This is a genomic window from Streptomyces sp. DSM 15324 (assembly GCF_001514285.1).
Taxonomy (GTDB): domain Bacteria; phylum Actinomycetota; class Actinomycetes; order Streptomycetales; family Streptomycetaceae; genus Streptomyces.
On the sequence record NZ_KQ949024.1, the window covers coordinates 33882 to 50189 of the forward strand.

The 16308-nt window shown below is 71.4% G+C and carries 17 protein-coding genes and 1 tRNA gene; 7 read left to right on the forward strand and 11 right to left on the reverse strand.

Annotated features, from left to right (window positions below; translation table 11 throughout):
• Window positions 1-308: 308 nt before the first annotated feature.
• The gene (locus tag AQJ58_RS06385; protein ID WP_067245932.1) at window positions 309-1010 is read right to left on the reverse strand and encodes a nucleotidyltransferase domain-containing protein; all 702 of its coding nucleotides are present in this window, start codon (window positions 1008-1010) and stop codon (window positions 309-311) included.
• A gap of 217 nt (window positions 1011-1227) precedes the next feature.
• On the opposite strand from AQJ58_RS06385, the gene AQJ58_RS06390 reads away from it, so the two are divergent.
• From AQJ58_RS06390 to AQJ58_RS06420, 7 genes are all read left to right on the forward strand, one after another.
• Window positions 1228-2391, forward strand: a complete 1164-nt coding sequence (locus AQJ58_RS06390) for an NAD(P)/FAD-dependent oxidoreductase (protein WP_079078740.1) — start codon at window positions 1228-1230, stop codon at window positions 2389-2391.
• 31 nt (window positions 2392-2422) lie between these two features.
• Entirely contained in the window at window positions 2423-2722 is a 300-nt protein-coding gene (locus AQJ58_RS06395; RefSeq protein WP_067245934.1) for a (2Fe-2S)-binding protein, read from the forward strand.
• Complete coding sequence (locus AQJ58_RS06400) at window positions 2712-4124, forward strand: NAD(P)/FAD-dependent oxidoreductase (protein WP_067245937.1); 1413 nt, start codon at window positions 2712-2714, stop codon at window positions 4122-4124. The genes AQJ58_RS06395 and AQJ58_RS06400 overlap by 11 nt, the downstream gene beginning before the upstream one ends.
• Before the next feature lie 174 nt (window positions 4125-4298).
• Window positions 4299-5195, forward strand: coding sequence for a dihydrodipicolinate synthase family protein (locus tag AQJ58_RS06405; protein WP_067245940.1), 897 nt, complete (start codon window positions 4299-4301; stop codon window positions 5193-5195).
• A 49-nt stretch (window positions 5196-5244) separates the two neighbouring features.
• Window positions 5245-6246, forward strand: coding sequence for a proline racemase family protein (locus AQJ58_RS06410; protein ID WP_067245943.1), 1002 nt, complete (start codon window positions 5245-5247; stop codon window positions 6244-6246).
• Window positions 6247-6332: 86 nt separating this feature from the next.
• Window positions 6333-7043: a GntR family transcriptional regulator gene (locus AQJ58_RS06415; protein ID WP_067245946.1), complete on the forward strand. Its 711-nt coding sequence runs from the start codon at window positions 6333-6335 to the stop codon at window positions 7041-7043.
• A gap of 123 nt (window positions 7044-7166) precedes the next feature.
• On the forward strand, window positions 7167-8465 hold the full coding sequence (locus AQJ58_RS06420) for a flavin-containing monooxygenase (RefSeq protein ID WP_067247617.1): 1299 nt from the start codon (window positions 7167-7169) through the stop codon (window positions 8463-8465).
• Window positions 8466-8594: 129 nt separating this feature from the next.
• Here AQJ58_RS06420 and AQJ58_RS06425 read toward each other — a convergent pair whose 3' ends face one another.
• From AQJ58_RS06425 to AQJ58_RS06465, 10 genes are all read right to left on the reverse strand, one after another.
• Entirely contained in the window at window positions 8595-9941 is a 1347-nt protein-coding gene (locus tag AQJ58_RS06425) for a cytochrome P450 (RefSeq protein ID WP_067245948.1), read from the reverse strand.
• A gap of 8 nt (window positions 9942-9949) precedes the next feature.
• Window positions 9950-10543: a GTP-binding protein gene (locus AQJ58_RS06430; protein ID WP_067245951.1), complete on the reverse strand. Its 594-nt coding sequence runs from the start codon at window positions 10541-10543 to the stop codon at window positions 9950-9952.
• A complete protein-coding gene (locus AQJ58_RS06435) occupies window positions 10518-10895 on the reverse strand; it encodes a DUF742 domain-containing protein (RefSeq protein WP_055639149.1) in 378 nt (125 codons plus the stop codon). The genes AQJ58_RS06430 and AQJ58_RS06435 overlap by 26 nt, the downstream gene beginning before the upstream one ends.
• The gene (locus AQJ58_RS06440) at window positions 10892-11293 is read right to left on the reverse strand and encodes a roadblock/LC7 domain-containing protein (RefSeq protein WP_055639150.1); all 402 of its coding nucleotides are present in this window, start codon (window positions 11291-11293) and stop codon (window positions 10892-10894) included. The genes AQJ58_RS06435 and AQJ58_RS06440 overlap by 4 nt, the downstream gene beginning before the upstream one ends.
• Window positions 11290-12462 (reverse strand): ATP-binding protein, encoded by a 1173-nt coding sequence (locus AQJ58_RS06445; RefSeq protein WP_067245954.1) that lies wholly within the window; start codon window positions 12460-12462, stop codon window positions 11290-11292. The genes AQJ58_RS06440 and AQJ58_RS06445 overlap by 4 nt, the downstream gene beginning before the upstream one ends.
• 555 nt (window positions 12463-13017) lie before the next feature.
• Window positions 13018-13102 (reverse strand) — tRNA-Leu (locus AQJ58_RS06450).
• 244 nt (window positions 13103-13346) lie between these two features.
• Window positions 13347-14024 carry a GntR family transcriptional regulator gene (locus AQJ58_RS06455; protein WP_067245957.1) on the reverse strand — a complete coding sequence of 226 codons (678 nt, stop codon included), beginning with the start codon at window positions 14022-14024 and terminating at the stop codon, window positions 13347-13349.
• 249 nt (window positions 14025-14273) lie between these two features.
• A complete protein-coding gene (locus AQJ58_RS06460; protein ID WP_067245959.1) occupies window positions 14274-15221 on the reverse strand; it encodes a beta-ketoacyl-ACP synthase III in 948 nt (315 codons plus the stop codon).
• A 171-nt stretch (window positions 15222-15392) separates the two neighbouring features.
• On the reverse strand, window positions 15393-15536 hold the full coding sequence (locus tag AQJ58_RS43760; RefSeq protein ID WP_167738980.1) for an MFS transporter small subunit: 144 nt from the start codon (window positions 15534-15536) through the stop codon (window positions 15393-15395).
• A partial coding sequence (locus AQJ58_RS06465) for an MFS transporter (protein ID WP_234359973.1) occupies window positions 15502-16308 on the reverse strand: 807 nt, incomplete at its 5' end. The genes AQJ58_RS43760 and AQJ58_RS06465, both read right to left, overlap by 35 nt.

A 16308-nucleotide genomic window follows, 5' to 3' on the forward strand; every position in this document is an offset into this window, starting at 1 on the left:
GCGGCGCGATGGGCTGATGCCGTGTCAGGGGCGCGCCGTCGGCTCGGGTGAGCGGACGGCGCGTCGGTGTCTTGGGACGGGCGTCAGCGCGTCCGGTGTCCGGCGCGCAGCGGACACCGGACGGACCGGGACACGAGGATCACCTCGTAGCGTGCGCGGGGAGCGACGGCGGCGGTACGGTCTCGCATGGCCGTGCTCCCTTCGTTCGTCATGGTGCGGTTCGTCCGGTGGCCGTGGCCCGGTCGTGGGCGGCGCTCGGCCTGCGGTGAGTGTAGGAGCGAGGCGGTGCGCCCCGCACCGCATTTACCTCACGCCGGTGGGGTGGACTCCGTGTAGAAGTGCCGTCGCACCCGGCGCAGCCAGGCCTCCGCCGCGCGTTCGTCGGGCTGTTCGGGCAGCACGCTCGGCGTGTCGGCGAACTTCTCCTCGAAGTCGCGCAGCAGCGGCTGGGCGGCCCCGGGGTCGGCGGCGACCTGGTCGCCGAAGCGGTGGTAGCTCTCCGGGTCGTCGACGCGGATCGTCAACCGGCCCTCGGCGTACAGTTCGTAGCCCTGGGTGCAGAGCCGCTTGAGGTGCCTGGCGTGCTTGGCGATGCGCTTCGTGGTCTGCTCGGTGGGTGTGCCCTCGCCGCGGTTGTGCAGTTTGCGGAACTGCTGGGTGGCGTAGCCGAGGTAGGCGTCGCGGACCCGTCGGGAGCCGAGCAACGTGGTGCGGATGTCGCGGAGTTCGTCGCCGAGTGGCGTGCGGATCTCGTACAACTCGTCGGGGAGCCAGACGAGTTCCATGACGGTCGGGTTGCCGGCGAGGGCGAGACGGCACCACTTGGCGGCCTCGTGCAGGGTGTGGTCGGGCGCGGTGGAGACGTGGGACTCCTTCGGCGTGTGCAGGCCGTGCAGGTCCTCGGTGGGGGCGGCGAACATACCGAGGCGGTCCACGTCGGATCCCGCGTGGGCGAGCCCGTAGGCGGTCGAGCCGACGACGCCGGACAAGAGGATGTTGCTGACGGTCACTGGTGCCCCCGTTGCTGGGCGCCCGGCGAGGTGCCCGGGCGTCGGAACCGCCATGATGCCCCGGCGCGCACTTCGCCCACCTCACCTTTTCGGCGTACGGCGACCGGCCCACCGCTCCGGCCGCGCTCGCGGCTCGGTCCGGGCCGAGCAAGCAGCCGCAGCCGCACCCCGGTTCGGCCTTCTTCCTCGCCGCAGCACCATGTGACATATTACTGCTGTGACCAAGCGACCTTGCGGTGACGTGGTGGTCGTCGGCGCCGGCATGGTGGGCGCCGCCTGTGCGCTGTACGCGGCCCGTGCGGGCCTCGATGTCGTCCTGGTGGACCGCGGCCCGGTGGCGGGCGGCACCACGGGAGCGGGCGAGGGCAACCTCCTCGTCTCCGACAAGGGGCCCGGTCCCGAACTCCGACTGGCCCTGCTGTCCCTGCGGTTGTGGGCGGAACTCGCCGAAACGCTGGGCGCTGCGGTGGAGTACGAGCCGAAGGGCGGACTGGTCGTCGCGTCCACACCGGAGTCGCTCGCCGCCCTGACCGACCTGGCCGCCGGACAGCGGGCGGCCGGGGTGGAGACGGTCGTCGTCGAGGCCGGTCGACTCCACGACCATGAACCGCACGTGGCTCCCGGTCTCGCCGGCGGTGTCCTGTATCCGCAGGACGCCCAGGTGATGCCCGCCCTGGCGGCCGCCCATCTGGTGCGGAGTTCGGGCGCGCGCCTGGAGACGGGCCGGACCGTGACGGGCGTCCTGCGCGGAGCCGACGGTGCCGTGCGCGGCGTGCGCACCGACCGGGGCGATCTCCTCGCGCCGGCCGTGGTGAACGCGGCGGGCACCTGGGGCGGTGAGATCGCCGCGCTGGCGGGGGCGGCCCTGCCGGTGCTTCCCCGCCGCGGATTCGTGCTGGTCACCGAGCCGTTGCCGCCCCGGGTACGGCACAAGGTGTACGCCGCCGACTATGTGGCGGACGTGGCCAGCGACTCCGCGACGCTACAGACCTCGCCGGTCGTCGAGGGCACCGCCGCCGGGCCTGTGCTGATCGGCGCGAGCCGGGAACGGGTGGGCTTCGACCGGTCGTTCTCCCTGCCGGTCGTACGGCAGCTCGCCGCCGGGGCGACCCGGCTCTTCCCCTTCCTGGCCGACGTACGGGTGATGCGCACGTATCTCGGCTTCCGCCCGTACCTGCCGGACCATCTGCCCGCGATCGGGCCCGACCCGCGGGTGCCGGGGCTGTTCCACGCCTGTGGTCACGAGGGCGCGGGCATCGGGCTCGCCACCGGCACCGGTCATCTCCTCGCGCAGGCGCTGACCGGCGAGAACCCGGAGCTGGACCTGACGCCGTTCCGTCCCGAGCGGTTCGCCGAGACGACCGAGGAGGCCGCACCGTGAGCACGCTCAAGTTTCCTGCCGGGGGCCGTACTTGAACCCGCTGCGGCTGGTGCGGGCCCGGCCCGGCGCACCGTTCACCGTCACCTTCGACGGCCATGAGATCGAGGCGCTGCCGGGTCAGACCCTGGCGGCCGTGCTGTGGTCCGCGGGCGTCACCGCCTGGCGCGGCACCCGGGGCGAGGGCCGGCCGCGCGGGGTGTTCTGCGGGATCGGCGTGTGCTTCGACTGCCTGGTCACCGTCGACGGCCGGCCCAACCAGCGGGCCTGCCTGGTCCCCGCCACGCCGGGCGCGGACATCCGTACCCAGGAGGGGACGGGCCATGACGACTGAACGCAGCCCGGTGCTCGCGGTGATCGGGGCGGGACCGGCCGGTCTCGCCGCCACCCTGGCGGCGGCCGCGCGGGGTGTCCGGGTGACGCTGGTCGACTCGGCCCCGGAGCCGGGCGGCCAGTTCTACCGGCAGCCCGCGCGCGGCCTCGGCGCCCGCCGCCCCGAGGCGCTCCACCATCGGTGGCGCACCTGGCGTCGCCTGCGCGCCGGGCTGGACGCACACATCGCCGCCGGACGGGTGACGCATCTGAGCGAGCGTCATGTGTGGTGTGTGGAACGGGAGTCGTCCGGTTTCACCGTCCACGCGCTGCTCGGCCCCGAGCAGCGGGAGTCCGTCGCGCTGGGTGCCGACGGGGTGCTGCTGGCGACCGGCGGATACGAGCGGGTCCTGCCGTTCCCGGGCTGGACACTGCCCGGTGTGGTGACCGCGGGGGGTGCGCAGGCGCTGCTGAAGGGCGGACTCGTACTGCCGGGCCGTACCGTGGTGGTGGCGGGGACGGGTCCGCTGCTGCTGCCCGTCGCGACCGGTCTCGCGGCGGCGGGCGCGACGGTGGCCGCGCTCGTCGAGTCGGCCGACCCGAGGTCCTTCGCAAGCCGCGCCCGTGCCCTCGCCGGGGCCCCGGACAAGCTCGCCGAAGGCGTCGGCTACGCCACTCAACTCGCGCTTGCCAACGTTCCTGTGATGGCCCGTCATACGATCCTGGAGGCGCGCGGCGTCGAGCGCCTGGAGTCCGTGACCGTCGCCGCGCTCGACTCCGAGGGGCGCCCGGTGCCGGGCGGTGCACGCCGTGTCCCCTGCGACACCCTGGCCGTGAGCCATGGGCTGCTGCCGCACACCGATCTCGCGGACGGCCTCGGCTGCGCCCTGGACGGGGGGACCGTGCGCGCCGACGAGGAACAGCGCACCGACGTCCCCGGCGTCTGGGCGGCCGGCGAAGCCACGGGGATCGGCGGCGCGGCGCTGTCGCTGGCCGAGGGACACATCGCCGGACGCTCGGCGGCGGCCCGGCTGCGGGGCAGCACCCCCGACCGGGGCGCATGGGCGTCGGCGGCCCGCACCCGTACCCGGCTGCGCGCCTTCGCCGCCGCGCTCGACGACGCCTACGCCCCTGCGGTCCACTGGGCGCAGCAGCTGACCGACGGGACGGTGGTGTGCCGGTGCGAGGAGGTCACGGCCGGGGCGGTCCGGGCGGCGGTCGGCTCGCTCGGCGCCGGTGATCTGCGCACCGTGAAGCTGCTGACGCGGGCCGGGATGGGCTGGTGCCAGGGCCGGATGTGCGAACCCGGGGTGGCGGGCGTGGCGGGCTGCGCTGCGACGCCGGCCCGTCGACCGCTGGCCCGCCCCGTCCCCCTCGGCGTCCTGGCCGCACCCCCGCCCGACCGTGAGCCGCCCCCGTCCTGAACCGCTCGCACCGGGCCCCGCCCGAGCGGTGAGCCGTACCGCGGCCACCGCCACTCCCCGGTGAGCCGTATCACGCCCACCGCCACTCCCCCTTCCCAGTGCCATGTCACATGCCGGCGGCGACACGACCAGAAGAGTGCCCTCGGCGAAACGACCGGAAGAGAGGCTCGTTCCATGACCAGCTCGGAGCACCGCCCCTGGCGAGGCGTCCTCGTCGCCACCGCGCTCCCCCTGCGCGACGACCTCTCCGTCGATCACGACCGCTACGCCGAGCACTGCGCCTGGCTGGTGGCGAACGGCTGCGACGGCGTCGTACCGAACGGCTCGCTCGGCGAGTACCAGGTCCTCACCGCGGAGGAACGCGCCCGGGTGGTGGAGACGGCGGTGTCCGCGATCGGCGGGGACCGGGTGATGCCGGGCGTGGCGGCGTACGGTTCGGCGGAGGCGCGGCGCTGGGCGGAGCAGGCGCGGGAGGCGGGCTGCGGGGCGGTGATGCTGCTCCCGCCCAACGCCTACCGCGCCGACGAGCGGGCGGTGCTCGCCCACTACGCGGCGGTCGCCGAGGCGGGGCTGCCGGTGGTGGCGTACAACAACCCGATCGACACCAAGGTCGACCTGGTGCCGGAGTTGCTGGCCCGGCTGCACGCGGAGGGGCTCGTCCGTGCGGTGAAGGAGTTCTCCGGCGATGTGCGGCGCGCCTACCGGATCGCGGAACTCGCCCCGGAACTCGATCTGTTGATCGGGGCGGACGACGTGCTGCTGGAGCTGGCGGTGGCCGGGGCGAAGGGCTGGGTGGCCGGCTATCCCAACGCGCTGCCGAGGGCCTCGGTGGAGCTGTACCGGTCGGCGGTCGCGGGGGATCTCACCACCGCGCTGCCGCTGTACCGGCAGTTGCATCCGCTGCTGCGCTGGGACTCGCGCGTCGAGTTCGTCCAGGCGATCAAACTGTCGATGGACGTGGTGGGCCGGCACGGCGGCCGGTGCCGTCCGCCGCGGGTCCCGCTGCTGCCGGAGCAGGAGGCGGCGGTCCGCGCGGCGACCGAGAAGGCCGTCGCCGCAGGTCTCGCCTAGCCCGGCGCGTCAGCACACCACAGCAGGGAGAAGGGGACAAGGGGATCTCATGCGCAGCAGACTCGTCCTGCACGCCGTCGACTCGCACACCGAGGGCATGCCCACCCGGGTGGTGACCGGCGGGATCGGCACCATTCCGGGCGCGACGATGAACGAGCGGCGGCTGTACTTCCGTGAACACCGCGACGACATCAAGCAGTTGCTGATGAACGAGCCGCGCGGCCACTCCGCCATGAGCGGTGCGATCCTGCAGCCGCCGAGTCGGCCGGACTGCGACTGGGGCGTCGTCTACATCGAGGTCTCCGGCTATCTGCCGATGTGCGGACACGGCACGATCGGGGTGGCGACCGTGCTGGTGGAGACCGGCATGGTCGAGGTCGTCGAGCCGGTCACCACCATCCGGCTGGACACGCCGGCCGGGCCGGTCGTCGCCGAGGTGGCGGTCGAGGACGGTGCGGCCACGGCGGTCACCCTGCGCAACGTGCCGTCGTTCTCGGTGGGCCTGGACCGCAAGGCGACCCTGGCCGACGGCCGGACGGTGACGTACGACCTGGCGTACGGCGGCAACTTCTACGCCATCCTGCCGCTGGAGGAGTTCGGGCTGCCCTTCGACCGGGCCCGCAAGGACGACATCCTCGCGGCCGGGCTGTCGCTGATGGAGGCGATCAACTCCGAGGAGGAGCCGGTCCATCCGGAGGACGCGTCGATCCGCGGCTGCCACCACGTCCACCTGTACGCGCCCGGCGCCACCGCCCGGCACTCCCGGCACGCGATGGCCATCCATCCCGGCTGGTTCGACCGCTCTCCCTGCGGTACGGGGACGAGTGCGCGGATGGCCCAGCTGCACGCGCGCGGTGAACTCCCCCTGCACACCGAGTTCGTGAACGAGTCGTTCATCGGCACCCGGTTCACGGGCAGGCTGCTCGGCACGACGGAGGTGGCCGGACGCCCGGCCGTGCTGCCCAGCTTCACCGGGCGGGCCTGGATCACCGGGACGGCACAGTACCTGCTGGACCCGACGGACCCGTTCCCGGCGGGGTTCGTCCTGTGACGCCGGGGACCCCACCGCCGTAGATACTGGTGGTCCGTGATCCGGTGATACGTGATATGGCACAGCCCTGACCGAGGAGATCCGCCATGGCCGCCCCGCCTCCGAGCAGCAGCCCGACGCCCGCAGTGCCGTCTCCGCTCTCGCTGCCCGTGCTCGGCGGCCGGCGCAGCAGCTACCGCGAGCGGGTCGCCGACGCGCTCAGGGCCGCGCTGATCGCCGGCGAGCTGCTGCCCGGCGAGGTGTACTCGGCGCCGGCCCTGGCGGCCCGCTTCGGGGTGTCGGCGACGCCGGTGCGCGAGGCGATGCTGGACCTGGCCAAGGAGGGCCTGGTGGACGCGGTGCCCAACAAGGGGTTCCGGGTCACGGAGGTCTCCGACCGGCAGCTCGACGAGTACACGCACGTCCGCGCGCTCATCGAGGTCCCCACGGTGGCGGGGCTGGCGACGACGGCCGACCCGGTGTCACTGGAGGCACTGCGGCCGGCCGCCCGGGAGATCGTGGCCGCCGCGGTGGCAGGTGATCTGATCGCCTATGTGGAGGCCGACACCCGTTTCCACCTGGGCCTGCTCGCCCTGGCCGGCAACGCCCATCTCGTGGAGGTGGTACGGGACCTGCGCGGGCGGGCCCGGCTGTATGGGCTGACCGCGCTGTCCGCGTCGGGCCGGCTGCTGGCCTCCGCCGAGGAGCACCTGGAGCTCCTGGACGCCCTCCTGGCCCGCGACGAGCAGGCCGTGCGCGAGGTCATGACACGGCATCTCGGGCATGTGCGGGGCTTGTGGGCGTCGGCCCACGGATGACCGGCTACCGGCCGGGGAGTGCCTGTGATCCTTGTCGCGGGCCGAGGGCGCGTGGCAGAGGCGCCGGATGGGCATTCACTTGCCCGTGCGTGAAAGGATGGCGTCTCATTTGTGGGGGAATTCGTGCGGTTGTGTGTGATCGGTGCGGGTCTGTCAGGTCTGGCGACGGCGCACGCCCTCAAGACCGCGGGGGTCGACTTCGTCTGCCTGGAGCAGGCGAGCGACGTCGGGGGGCTCTGGCGCCGGCCGGGGGCGGGCGAGCGCGGTCCCGGCTATCTGTCGCTGCACCTCAACACCGCGAAGGATCTCACCGGTTACGCGGACCATCCGATGCCGGCGTCCTTCCCGCTCTATCCGAGGCACGATCAGATCGCCTCGTACCTGGGCTCGTTCGCCGACTGGGCCGGTATACGGGACCGTATCGAGCTGGGGACGACCGTGGAGTCCGTACGGCGGGACGCCGACGGCGCGTGGACGGTGGTCAGCCGGGACGCCGAAGGCACGGTCTCCTCGCGCCGCTTCGCCCACGTGGTCGTGGCCTCGGGGCACAACTCGGAGCCGTCGATGCCGGAACTGCCCACGGGCGCGGACACGTTCACCGGGACGATCCGCCATTCCCTCGACTACCTCGACGGCAGTGAGTTCGCCGGGCAGCGCGTCGTCGTCGTGGGGCTCGGCAACTCGGCGGTGGACATCGCCGCGGACCTCTCCCGGCACGCCGGGCTGACGGTCCTCTCGGTGCGCCGCGGCCTGCACATCATGCCCAAGCAGCTGTTCGGCATGGCCCTCGACCAGATCGCCGAGGCCGCGTGGTGGGTCAGCATGTCCCTGACCGAGCAGCGCCGTTTCATCGAACAGGCCCTGCTGGTGGCCCGCGGCAAGCTGCGCGACCACGGACTGCCGGAGCCGGACCATCCGGTGTTCTCCTCCGCCGTGACCATCTCCGACGAGATCCTCAGCCGTATCCGCCACGGCGCGGTCACGCCGAAGCCCTCGATCGACTTCCTCGACGGCGACCGGGTCACGTTCACCGACGGGACGTCCGTGCGCGCCGACGCGATCGTGTACTGCACCGGGTACCGGATGTCCTTCCCGTTCCTGGAGCCCGGCTCCCCCATCGGCGCCCAGGGTCTCGTCGAGCTGTACAAGCGGGTCGTCCCGCCGGGCCTTCCGGGGCTGTACTTCGTCGGACTGGTCCGCCCCGTCGGCTCGATCACCCGGTTGGTGGAGGCTCAGGCCCAGTGGATCACTCGGCTCGTCACCGGAGAGGCCGTACTGCCGGACGAGGAGCTGATGCGCAAGGAGATCGCGACCTACCTGAGCGGTGTCGCGGGTCAGTACGGGCAGCGGGAGGGAGCGTCGGTCCAGGTCAACGTGGCGCCTTACCTCCAGGAGTTGAGGGAGGAGTACGCCTCCCGTTGACCGGCCCGGGACAGTGTCGGGGCAGGGGGGGTCCGGGGGAGGCAAGGAAATGCCCGCCCCGGGGGGCGGGCATCGTCTTCCCGTGGGTGCGGCCGGTGCTTCAAGGGGCCGGCGCGGCCACGGGGTGGCTCACTTGGTCAGCCAGTTGAGGAACTTGCTCCACACACCGGACTGCTCCGCCTGGCGGCCGCCGTGTGCGGCGGGGCGCTGCGGTGCCTGCACGGTGGTCTGCCGGACCGGCCGGGTCACCGGCCTGATCGGGGTGAACCGCGTGGGCAGCGTGACGAGACCACGGCTGAACGCGCCCGGACGCCACGACAGGCTCTGCTCGGGCACGCTGATCTCGACGTCGGGCAGCCGGTTGAGGAGGTTCTCCACGGCCGACACGACGATCTGCCGGGCGGGCTCCTTGGACGGGCAGGCGTGCGGGCCGGCGCTCCAGGCCAGGTGAGCGCGGTTGCTGCCGGCCTTGCGGGCCGCCGACAGCGTGGGACCGGTGTTGGCGGCGGCGATGCTGACCAGCATCAGGTCGCCGGCGGTGAGCTTCTGCCCGGCGAACTCCATGTCGGACACCGGGTAGTGGGCGGCGAAGTTCGTCATGGGCGGGTTCTCCCACAACGTGTCGTCCATGGCCTCCTCGATCAGGCCGCCCTCGTGGGCGTACCGGTCGTCGGTGAGGATCCGGTGCAGGGTGTTGCCGATGAGGTTGACCAGCGGCTCGGCACCCGCGCCGAGCAGCAGGGAGACCTGGTGGACCATCTCCTCGTCGGTCAGGGCGGTGTGGTGCTTCAGCAGCCAGGAGGTGACGTCCTCGCCGGGCTTGCGCCGCTTGAGGGCGATCAGCTCGCCGACGGCCTGGAACAGCACCTCGCTGGCCTGTTCGGCGTTGATTCCCTCGAACATGCCGGAGATGCCGAAGAAGACGCGGTCGCCGATGTCGGCGGTGCACCCGAACAGCTCGTTGAACACGAACAGCGGGAGCTGCTTGGCGTAGGAGCCGACGAGATCGGCCGAACCGCGTTCGCTGAACTGGGAGATGAGGAAGTCGGAGATCCGCTCCACGCTCTGGCTCAGCCGCATCGGGTCGATGCGCGCCATGCTGTCCGTGATGGACTGACGCAGCCTCAGGTGCTCCGCGCCGTCGGAGGACATGCAGTTGGGCCGGTAGGCGAGGACGGGGAGGACGGGGCTGTCGGGGGCGATGCGGCCCTCGTTGAAGTCCCGCCAGCGGCGCGCGTCCTTGCGGAACGACCCGGAGTCCTGGAGGAGTTGGAGGGCGGTGGCGTATTCGGTGACGAGGGTGGCCTCGACTCCCGGGGCTATCTCCACGGGCGCGGTGGGCCCGTAGTGCCGCAGGTAGGTGTAGTAGGCCTGCGGGTCTGCCGCGTACTCAGGCCCGTACAGCGGCACTCTGCCGCCGGGCTGGTGCGCCGGGCAACCCGGAGGGGGCACGGGGGCGGTGGGTTGGGCGTCCATTTCTGCTCCTAGTGGGCACGGTCCTGCAAGTGACGGACGAGGGTGATCAGCGCGTGCGCCGAGGACTTCTCGTCCCGTGCGTCGCAGGTGACGACGGGGGTGTCGTCGAGCAGGTCCAGTGCTTCGCGCAGGGCCGCCACATCGCGCGGGGGCGCACCGTCGAAGTGGTTGACGGCGATGGCGTAGTCCAGTCCGTACTGCTCGATCAGGTCGATCACGGCGAAGGAGTCGGCGAGCCGCTCGGGGTCGACCAGCACCAGCGCGCCGAGCGCGCCGCGTGCCATGTCCTCCCACATCTGCACGAAGCGCTGCTGGCCCGGCGTTCCGAACAGGTACAGCACGACGCGGTCGCTGATGGTGAGGCGACCGAAGTCCATGGCGACCGTGGTGGTGGTCTTGCCCTGGACTCCCTTGAGGTCGTCGACCGCTTCGGCCGCCCGCGTCATCGTCTCCTCGGTGGACAGCGGCTGGATCTCGGAGATGGCCCCGATGAACGTGGTCTTGCCCACCGCGAAGTGGCCGACCACGAGGATCTTCACCGCAGTCTGCGTCGCGCCCTCCCGGACGTACGCCGTCTCATCCAAACTTGGCCCTGAGACCATTCAGCACCTCCTCCAGGATCTCCCTGTCGGCGAGCGGGGCCCGCTGTACGGGCGGGCGGGTGACGAGGTAGCCGCCCTCGGTGAGAGCGGCGAGGAGGATCTTGACCACGCCGAGGGGCAGTTGGGTGTGCCCCGCGATCTCGGCGACCGAGAGGTAGCCCGCCGAGCACAGGTCGAGCAGGTTCTGCTCCTCCGGGGACAGCCGGGTGGGCCGCTGCTGCCGGTCGGCGACAGCGGTGACCAGGGTGATGAGGGAGAGCTTGTCCTCATCGGGCAGTCCGCGTCCCTTGGTGATGACGTACGGACGCACTAATTCCGGTGTCTGGGGTTCCAGTTCGTCGAAACCGGTCATGACCGTACGCCGAGGTTCTCGCGCGGCGGGGTGGTCAGGGCCTTGCCGAGCTGGCCGACGAGTTGCTGCATCCGGAAGGTGATGTCCTGCATGTCGACGTCGGGCGAGGCGGAGACGCCGAGGTAGGCGCCTTCGCCGGCGGAGATCAGGAAGACCCAGCCCCCGTCGAACTCGACGAGCGTCTGGCGCCACCGCTGGCCGGCGTCCTCGCAGAAGAAGGCGAGCGAGCGGCTGAGCGACTGCACACCGCTCATCGCGGCCGCCACCCGGTCCGCGTCGTCCTTGCCGAAGTCCTGCGTCCGTGCCATCAGCAGGCCGTCGGCGGAGATCAGGACGGCATGAAGGGCCCCGGGGATCTCCAGGGCGCTGTCAAGCATCCATGACAGGTCGTCGTTCACGAGAACTCATGCCCTTCGCTGCTTGCACCACGGGTGCTGCTCGACTGTTCCGCGGGGTCCGTCTGCGTGGCCCGGCCGGAGCGGGTGCCACGCTGGAAGGCGCCCATGATCGCTGCCGTCTCCGCGCCCGAGCGGGCGGGGCCGGTGCCGTTCGAGGCGCTGCCGGGCACGATGGCCATGGGCCGCTTGCGGCGCCGCTTGGGCAGCCCGTCGGCGGTGGTGGCCATGGTCAGCGGGGCCTCGGGACCTCCGGGGGCCGGCGCAGCGGTCACGGCGGGCGCGGCGGGGATCGGGTCCTTCTGCTCGGGTGCGGTGGTGAGCAGGTCGTGCGGCAGGAGGAGCACCGCGCGGACGCCGCCGTACGGGGAGGAGGAGTCCACGGACACCTCGAAGCCGAAGCGCTCGCTGAGCACGCCGATGACCGCGAAGCCGAACTGCGGCGGGTTGCCGAGTGCGGAGACGCCGGAGACACGCTCGCTGGACAGGAGCTTCTCGGCGCGGGCCCGTTCCTCGTCGTTCATGCCGACACCGGCGTCGTCGACGACGATGCAAATGCCCTTGGGCACGGTGCGGATGTTGATTTCGACGACGGTGTCCGGGCTGGAATAGCTGGTGGCGTTGTCGAGGAGTTCCGCGAGGGCCAGGGCGACCGGTTCGACGGCACGGCTGGTGATGCCGAAGTCGACCTGGGAGAGAATTTCCACCCGCCGGTAATGACGGACCCTGCCTTGGGCGCTGCGGACGACGTCGTAGACCGAGGCGACATCGCGCTGACGTCCGAGCCAGCCGTCGCACAGGACGGCGATGGACTGGGCACGCCGGCCGAACTGGGAGTTGGTGTGGTCGATCTCCAGCAGGTCCTGGAGGATGACGGACTCACCGTATTTGTTCTGCAGCCGGGAGACGATCAACTGCTGTTCCGCGGCGAGGCCCTGGAGGGTCCGCATGGCGGACTTCAGGACCGTTTTCGTAGCCTCTTCGGCTCTTTCCTGAGCTGCCTCGACGGATTTCGCGTACCCGTTCTCGAGCTCGGCATGGCGAGCCCGGACTTCTGCGAACTCCTGCCTTAACGTCCGCGCCGCCCTGCGCTGGCGAACAATGACGGCGACTGCGACGAGTACGGCGACGAGGAGAGCCCAGAGTACCGGGTTCTGTATGTAATCAGTCATAAGACTCTCTTCAGGCGGCCTCGACTGACGGCCAGTTGCTGAATTCCCGTCAATATGCGGGTGGACCGGCGGACCGCCCGCATCGGGGTTGCCGCCCGGACTGTCCCCGTAGTCGGAGATGTCGTCTTGCACCCATCCGCCCGCTCTACAAGCGAGCGTGATCGTATCACCACAAGATGGCGCTACAGACCGTCAATATGCCCACCCAGATGAACATTGACGGCCTGTCAGCCGTATCGGACTGCCGCCGCGCAACGACCCGCCCGGGGACAGCGACAGAACAAGTGATAAACGGGCTTCCACGACATTCGGGCAAGATGCAAACAATTCCTGCGCGACAGGAAGCGCCGGTGGCGACGGCAGTCGCGGGAGCCACGGCAGCCACGGCGGCGACCCGGAAACGGCCGGCCGGGTCGGATCCGGTCGGGTCGGGTCGGGTCAGGCCGAGGCGGTCAGGCCGGTCCGTGCGGCAACGAGAAAGCCCGTACCGGCAAGAGCCTGATACGGGCTTCACATACCCACCGAGCGGGATTCGCACCGCACGGAGAGTGAGAGTGTCCGAGGGGGGACTTGAACCCCCACGCCCGATAAAGGGCACTAGCACCTCAAGCTAGCGCGTCTGCCATTCCGCCACCCGGACAAGGTGTGTGTCGGCCTGCGGGACCTTCCCCGCGGCGACATGGACAACAATACCAAGCTTTCGGAGTGCGTTTCACCTGCATATCCGCACGCCAGACGGCCGCGGCGGGGGCCGGCCGGAGGTGTCACCCTGGGCGACGAGCCGGTGACGCGGGATGGTGGGCGCCGGCGCCCGGACGGGCGTAGCCGGATCGCGGCCTGCCGTGTCGTGGCAGGCCCGATCGGTGCGCCAGGGGAAGGAGGGATCAGGCTGTGGCGCGGACGTGGTACGAGCGCCGGGTGTGCTCCGTGTGTTCCCGCATCAGCCGGGCGGCGAGCTGTTCGTCGCGGTTGAGGATCGCGGTGATCAGGTCGCGGTGCTCGATCCAGGACTGCTCGCCACGCTGGCGGGCGACCGGCGTGTAGGACCAGCGCACGCGCCGGTCGACCTGGGCCGCCAGTTCCGCCAGGACCGCGTTGCCCGCCAGCTCCATGATCTTGGCGTGGAAGCGGGCGTCGAGGGCGACGGCCGCGTCCACGTCGTCGTCGGCCACGGCCTGCAGCCCGAGGGCCAGGATCTCGTCCAGGTCGTCGACGTCGTGCGTCTGTGCCTGCGTGGCCGCGAGGCGGGCCGCCTCGGCCTCCAGCAGCGCGCGGACGGTGAGGAGTTGGTCGGCCTCCTCCTCGGTCGGCTCGTGCACGAACGCGCCTTGGGCAGGCTTGAGGTCCACCCAGCCCTCGGTGTTGAGCCGCTGCAGTGCCTCGCGCACGGGCTGGCGCGAGACGCCCAGGTGGTTGGCCAGCTCGCTCTCGACGAGGTGCTGGCCAGGCTGGAGGGCACGGGTCGTGATGAGTTCGAGCAGCGCCTCGTAGACGCGGTCGCGCAGCGGGCCTGGCCGTTCGAGCTTGGGTACCGCACCCTGCGGCAGTCCTGTCGACACCATCGGTCGGATCCCCTCCTGGGCGGCGCCGGGCAGCAACGGCCGACCGGGACAGCCACGAATGCGAAAGACGTAGGAAGTCCGACTGTATGGGGCCAGACTGTATGAAGTCGGCTGTCCGGCGTGTGCTGCATACCGTCTACAGCCGACCGAGTATCGATGAGTGTCGATTGTTCTTCATCTACGTCTACGGCGCGCCGCGGCCGGCGCTCCCGGCCGTCGGACGCGTCACACCGCCGCCGACCGGGCCGTTCAGGGGCAGCGTACGACCTGACCGGCGTACGAGAGGTTGCCGCCGAATCCGAACAGCAGCACCGGATCCCCGGTGGAGATCGCGCCCTGCTCGACCAGCTTGGAGAAGGCGAGCGGGATGCTGGCGGCGGAGGTGTTCCCCGAAGCGGTGACATCGCGGGCGACCACCGCGTTGACGGCGCCGATCTTCTGGGCGAGCGGTTCGATGATCCGCAGGTTCGCCTGGTGCAGCACGACGGCGGCGAGGTCCTCGGGGCGCAGTCCGGCGCGCTCGCAGGCCTGGCGGGCGAGTGGCGGCAGCTGGGTGGTGGCCCACCGGTAGACGCTCTGCCCCTCCTGCGCGAACCGCGCCGGCTGGCCCTCGATGCGGACCGCGTGCCCCATCTCGGGGACCGACCCCCACAGCACGGGTGAGATCCCGGGCTCGACGCCGTCCGGACAGGCCTCGACGACCGCGGCGCCCGCTCCGTCACCGACGAGGACGCAGGTGGTGCGGTCGGACCAGTCCGTCACCTCGGACATCTTGTCGGCGCCGATGACCAGGGCGCGGGTCGCGGCGCCCGCCCGGACGGTGTGGTCGGCGGTGGCCAGGGCGTGGGTGAAGCCGGCGCACACGACGTTGACGTCCATGGCGGCGGGGCCCGGGATGCCGAGGCGGGCGGCGACCCGGGCGGCCATGTTGGGCGAGCGGTCGACGGCGGTGGAGGTGGCGACCAGCACGAGGTCGATGTCGGCGGGGGCGAGACCGGCGGCGGCGAGGGCCTTGGCGGCGGCGTGCGCGGCGAGCTCGTCCACGGGCTCGTCGGGGCCGGCGATGTGGCGGGTGTGGATGCCCACCCGGCTCCTGATCCACTCGTCACTGGTGTCGACCATGCCCGCCAGTTCCTCGTTGGTGAGCACCTTGGCGGGCTGGTAGTGGCCGACGGCGGCGATGCGCGAGCCGTTCATGTGGGGGTCCCCCTCGTTGCCTTGGGTAGCGGGATCCACCAGTCTGATCAGTGACTCGCGGGTACGGGGACAGGTGTTGCGACAGGAAACGGGCGCCGGGGTTGTCGGCTTCCCTCTAACCCTCGGACGCCGAACACTTCCCGAACGCCTGCCCATGAGCAGCGCGAACGGCTATCCGGTGAACAGTTTCGCCGCCTTCTGCACCAGCTCGTAGAGGCCGTAGGCGAGCGGGGCGCCCACCCACAGCCAGGCGAGCGCGATGAGCGGCCGGCGGTCCGGCTCAGGCGGACTCGGGCTGCTGTCGGGCTGTGACATCGGCGGCCTCCTTCGTCGAGGTGGGCAGGTGGTGGCGGGCGGCGACGGGGCGGACCAGCTCGTTGGCGACGAAGCCGACGGCGAGCAGCCCGATCATGATGAACAGGGACAGGGAGTAGAGGTCCGCGCCGTGCTTGCCGGCTTCTTCCTGGCGGTCGGCGATCCAGTTGACGATCAGCGGTCCGAGGACGCCGGCCGTGGACCAGGCGGTGAGCAGCCGGCCGTGGATGGCGCCGACCTGGTAGGTCCCGAAGAGGTCCTTGAGGTAGGCGGGGATCGTCGCGAAGCCGCCGCCGTAGAAGGAGAGGATCACAAGGGCGCACAGGATGAACAGCGGCTTGGAGGAGTCGCCGAACAGCGCGATCAGCGCGTACATGAGGGCGCCGACGCCCAGGTAGAGGCGGTAGACGTTCTTGCGGCCGATCAGGTCGGAGGTGGACGACCAGCCGATGCGGCCGGCCATGTTGGCCGAGGACAGCAGGGCGACGAACCCGGCGGCGGCCGTCACGGACACCGGGGTGGAGGTGTCGGCGAAGAAGTCCGTGATCATCGGGGCGGCCTTCTCCAGGATGCCGATGCCGGCGGTCACGTTCATGCAGAGCACCACCCACAGGCACCAGAACTGCGGGGTGCGCACCGCGGAGCGGGCCGATACCTGCACGCCCGTGCCGCCGCTCGCCCCGGCGCCGTGCCCGCCGGGCGGAGAGCCGCTGGGGCTGCTGCTCGCCTCCTCGGGGACCGCCTGGACGGTGCGGGGGACGCGGACGAGGAG

Excerpts from the sequence above, each read along its gene's own strand:
- AQJ58_RS06430 (WP_067245951.1), bottom strand. The coding sequence starts at position 10,543 with ATGGTCTCAGGGCCAAGTTTGGATGAGACGGCGTACGTCCGGGAGGGC.
- AQJ58_RS06455 (WP_067245957.1), bottom strand. The coding sequence starts at position 14,024 with ATGGTGTCGACAGGACTGCCGCAGGGTGCGGTACCCAAGCTCGAACGG.
- AQJ58_RS06435 (WP_055639149.1), bottom strand. The coding sequence starts at position 10,895 with ATGACCGGTTTCGACGAACTGGAACCCCAGACACCGGAATTAGTGCGT.
- AQJ58_RS06425 (WP_067245948.1), bottom strand. The coding sequence starts at position 9,941 with ATGGACGCCCAACCCACCGCCCCCGTGCCCCCTCCGGGTTGCCCGGCG.
- AQJ58_RS06405 (WP_067245940.1), top strand. The coding sequence starts at position 4,299 with ATGACCAGCTCGGAGCACCGCCCCTGGCGAGGCGTCCTCGTCGCCACC.
- AQJ58_RS06460 (WP_067245959.1), bottom strand. The coding sequence starts at position 15,221 with ATGAACGGCTCGCGCATCGCCGCCGTCGGCCACTACCAGCCCGCCAAG.
- AQJ58_RS43760 (WP_167738980.1), bottom strand. The coding sequence starts at position 15,536 with ATGTCACAGCCCGACAGCAGCCCGAGTCCGCCTGAGCCGGACCGCCGG.
- AQJ58_RS06400 (WP_067245937.1), top strand. The coding sequence starts at position 2,712 with ATGACGACTGAACGCAGCCCGGTGCTCGCGGTGATCGGGGCGGGACCG.
- AQJ58_RS06410 (WP_067245943.1), top strand. The coding sequence starts at position 5,245 with ATGCGCAGCAGACTCGTCCTGCACGCCGTCGACTCGCACACCGAGGGC.
- AQJ58_RS06415 (WP_067245946.1), top strand. The coding sequence starts at position 6,333 with ATGGCCGCCCCGCCTCCGAGCAGCAGCCCGACGCCCGCAGTGCCGTCT.
- AQJ58_RS06445 (WP_067245954.1), bottom strand. The coding sequence starts at position 12,462 with ATGACTGATTACATACAGAACCCGGTACTCTGGGCTCTCCTCGTCGCC.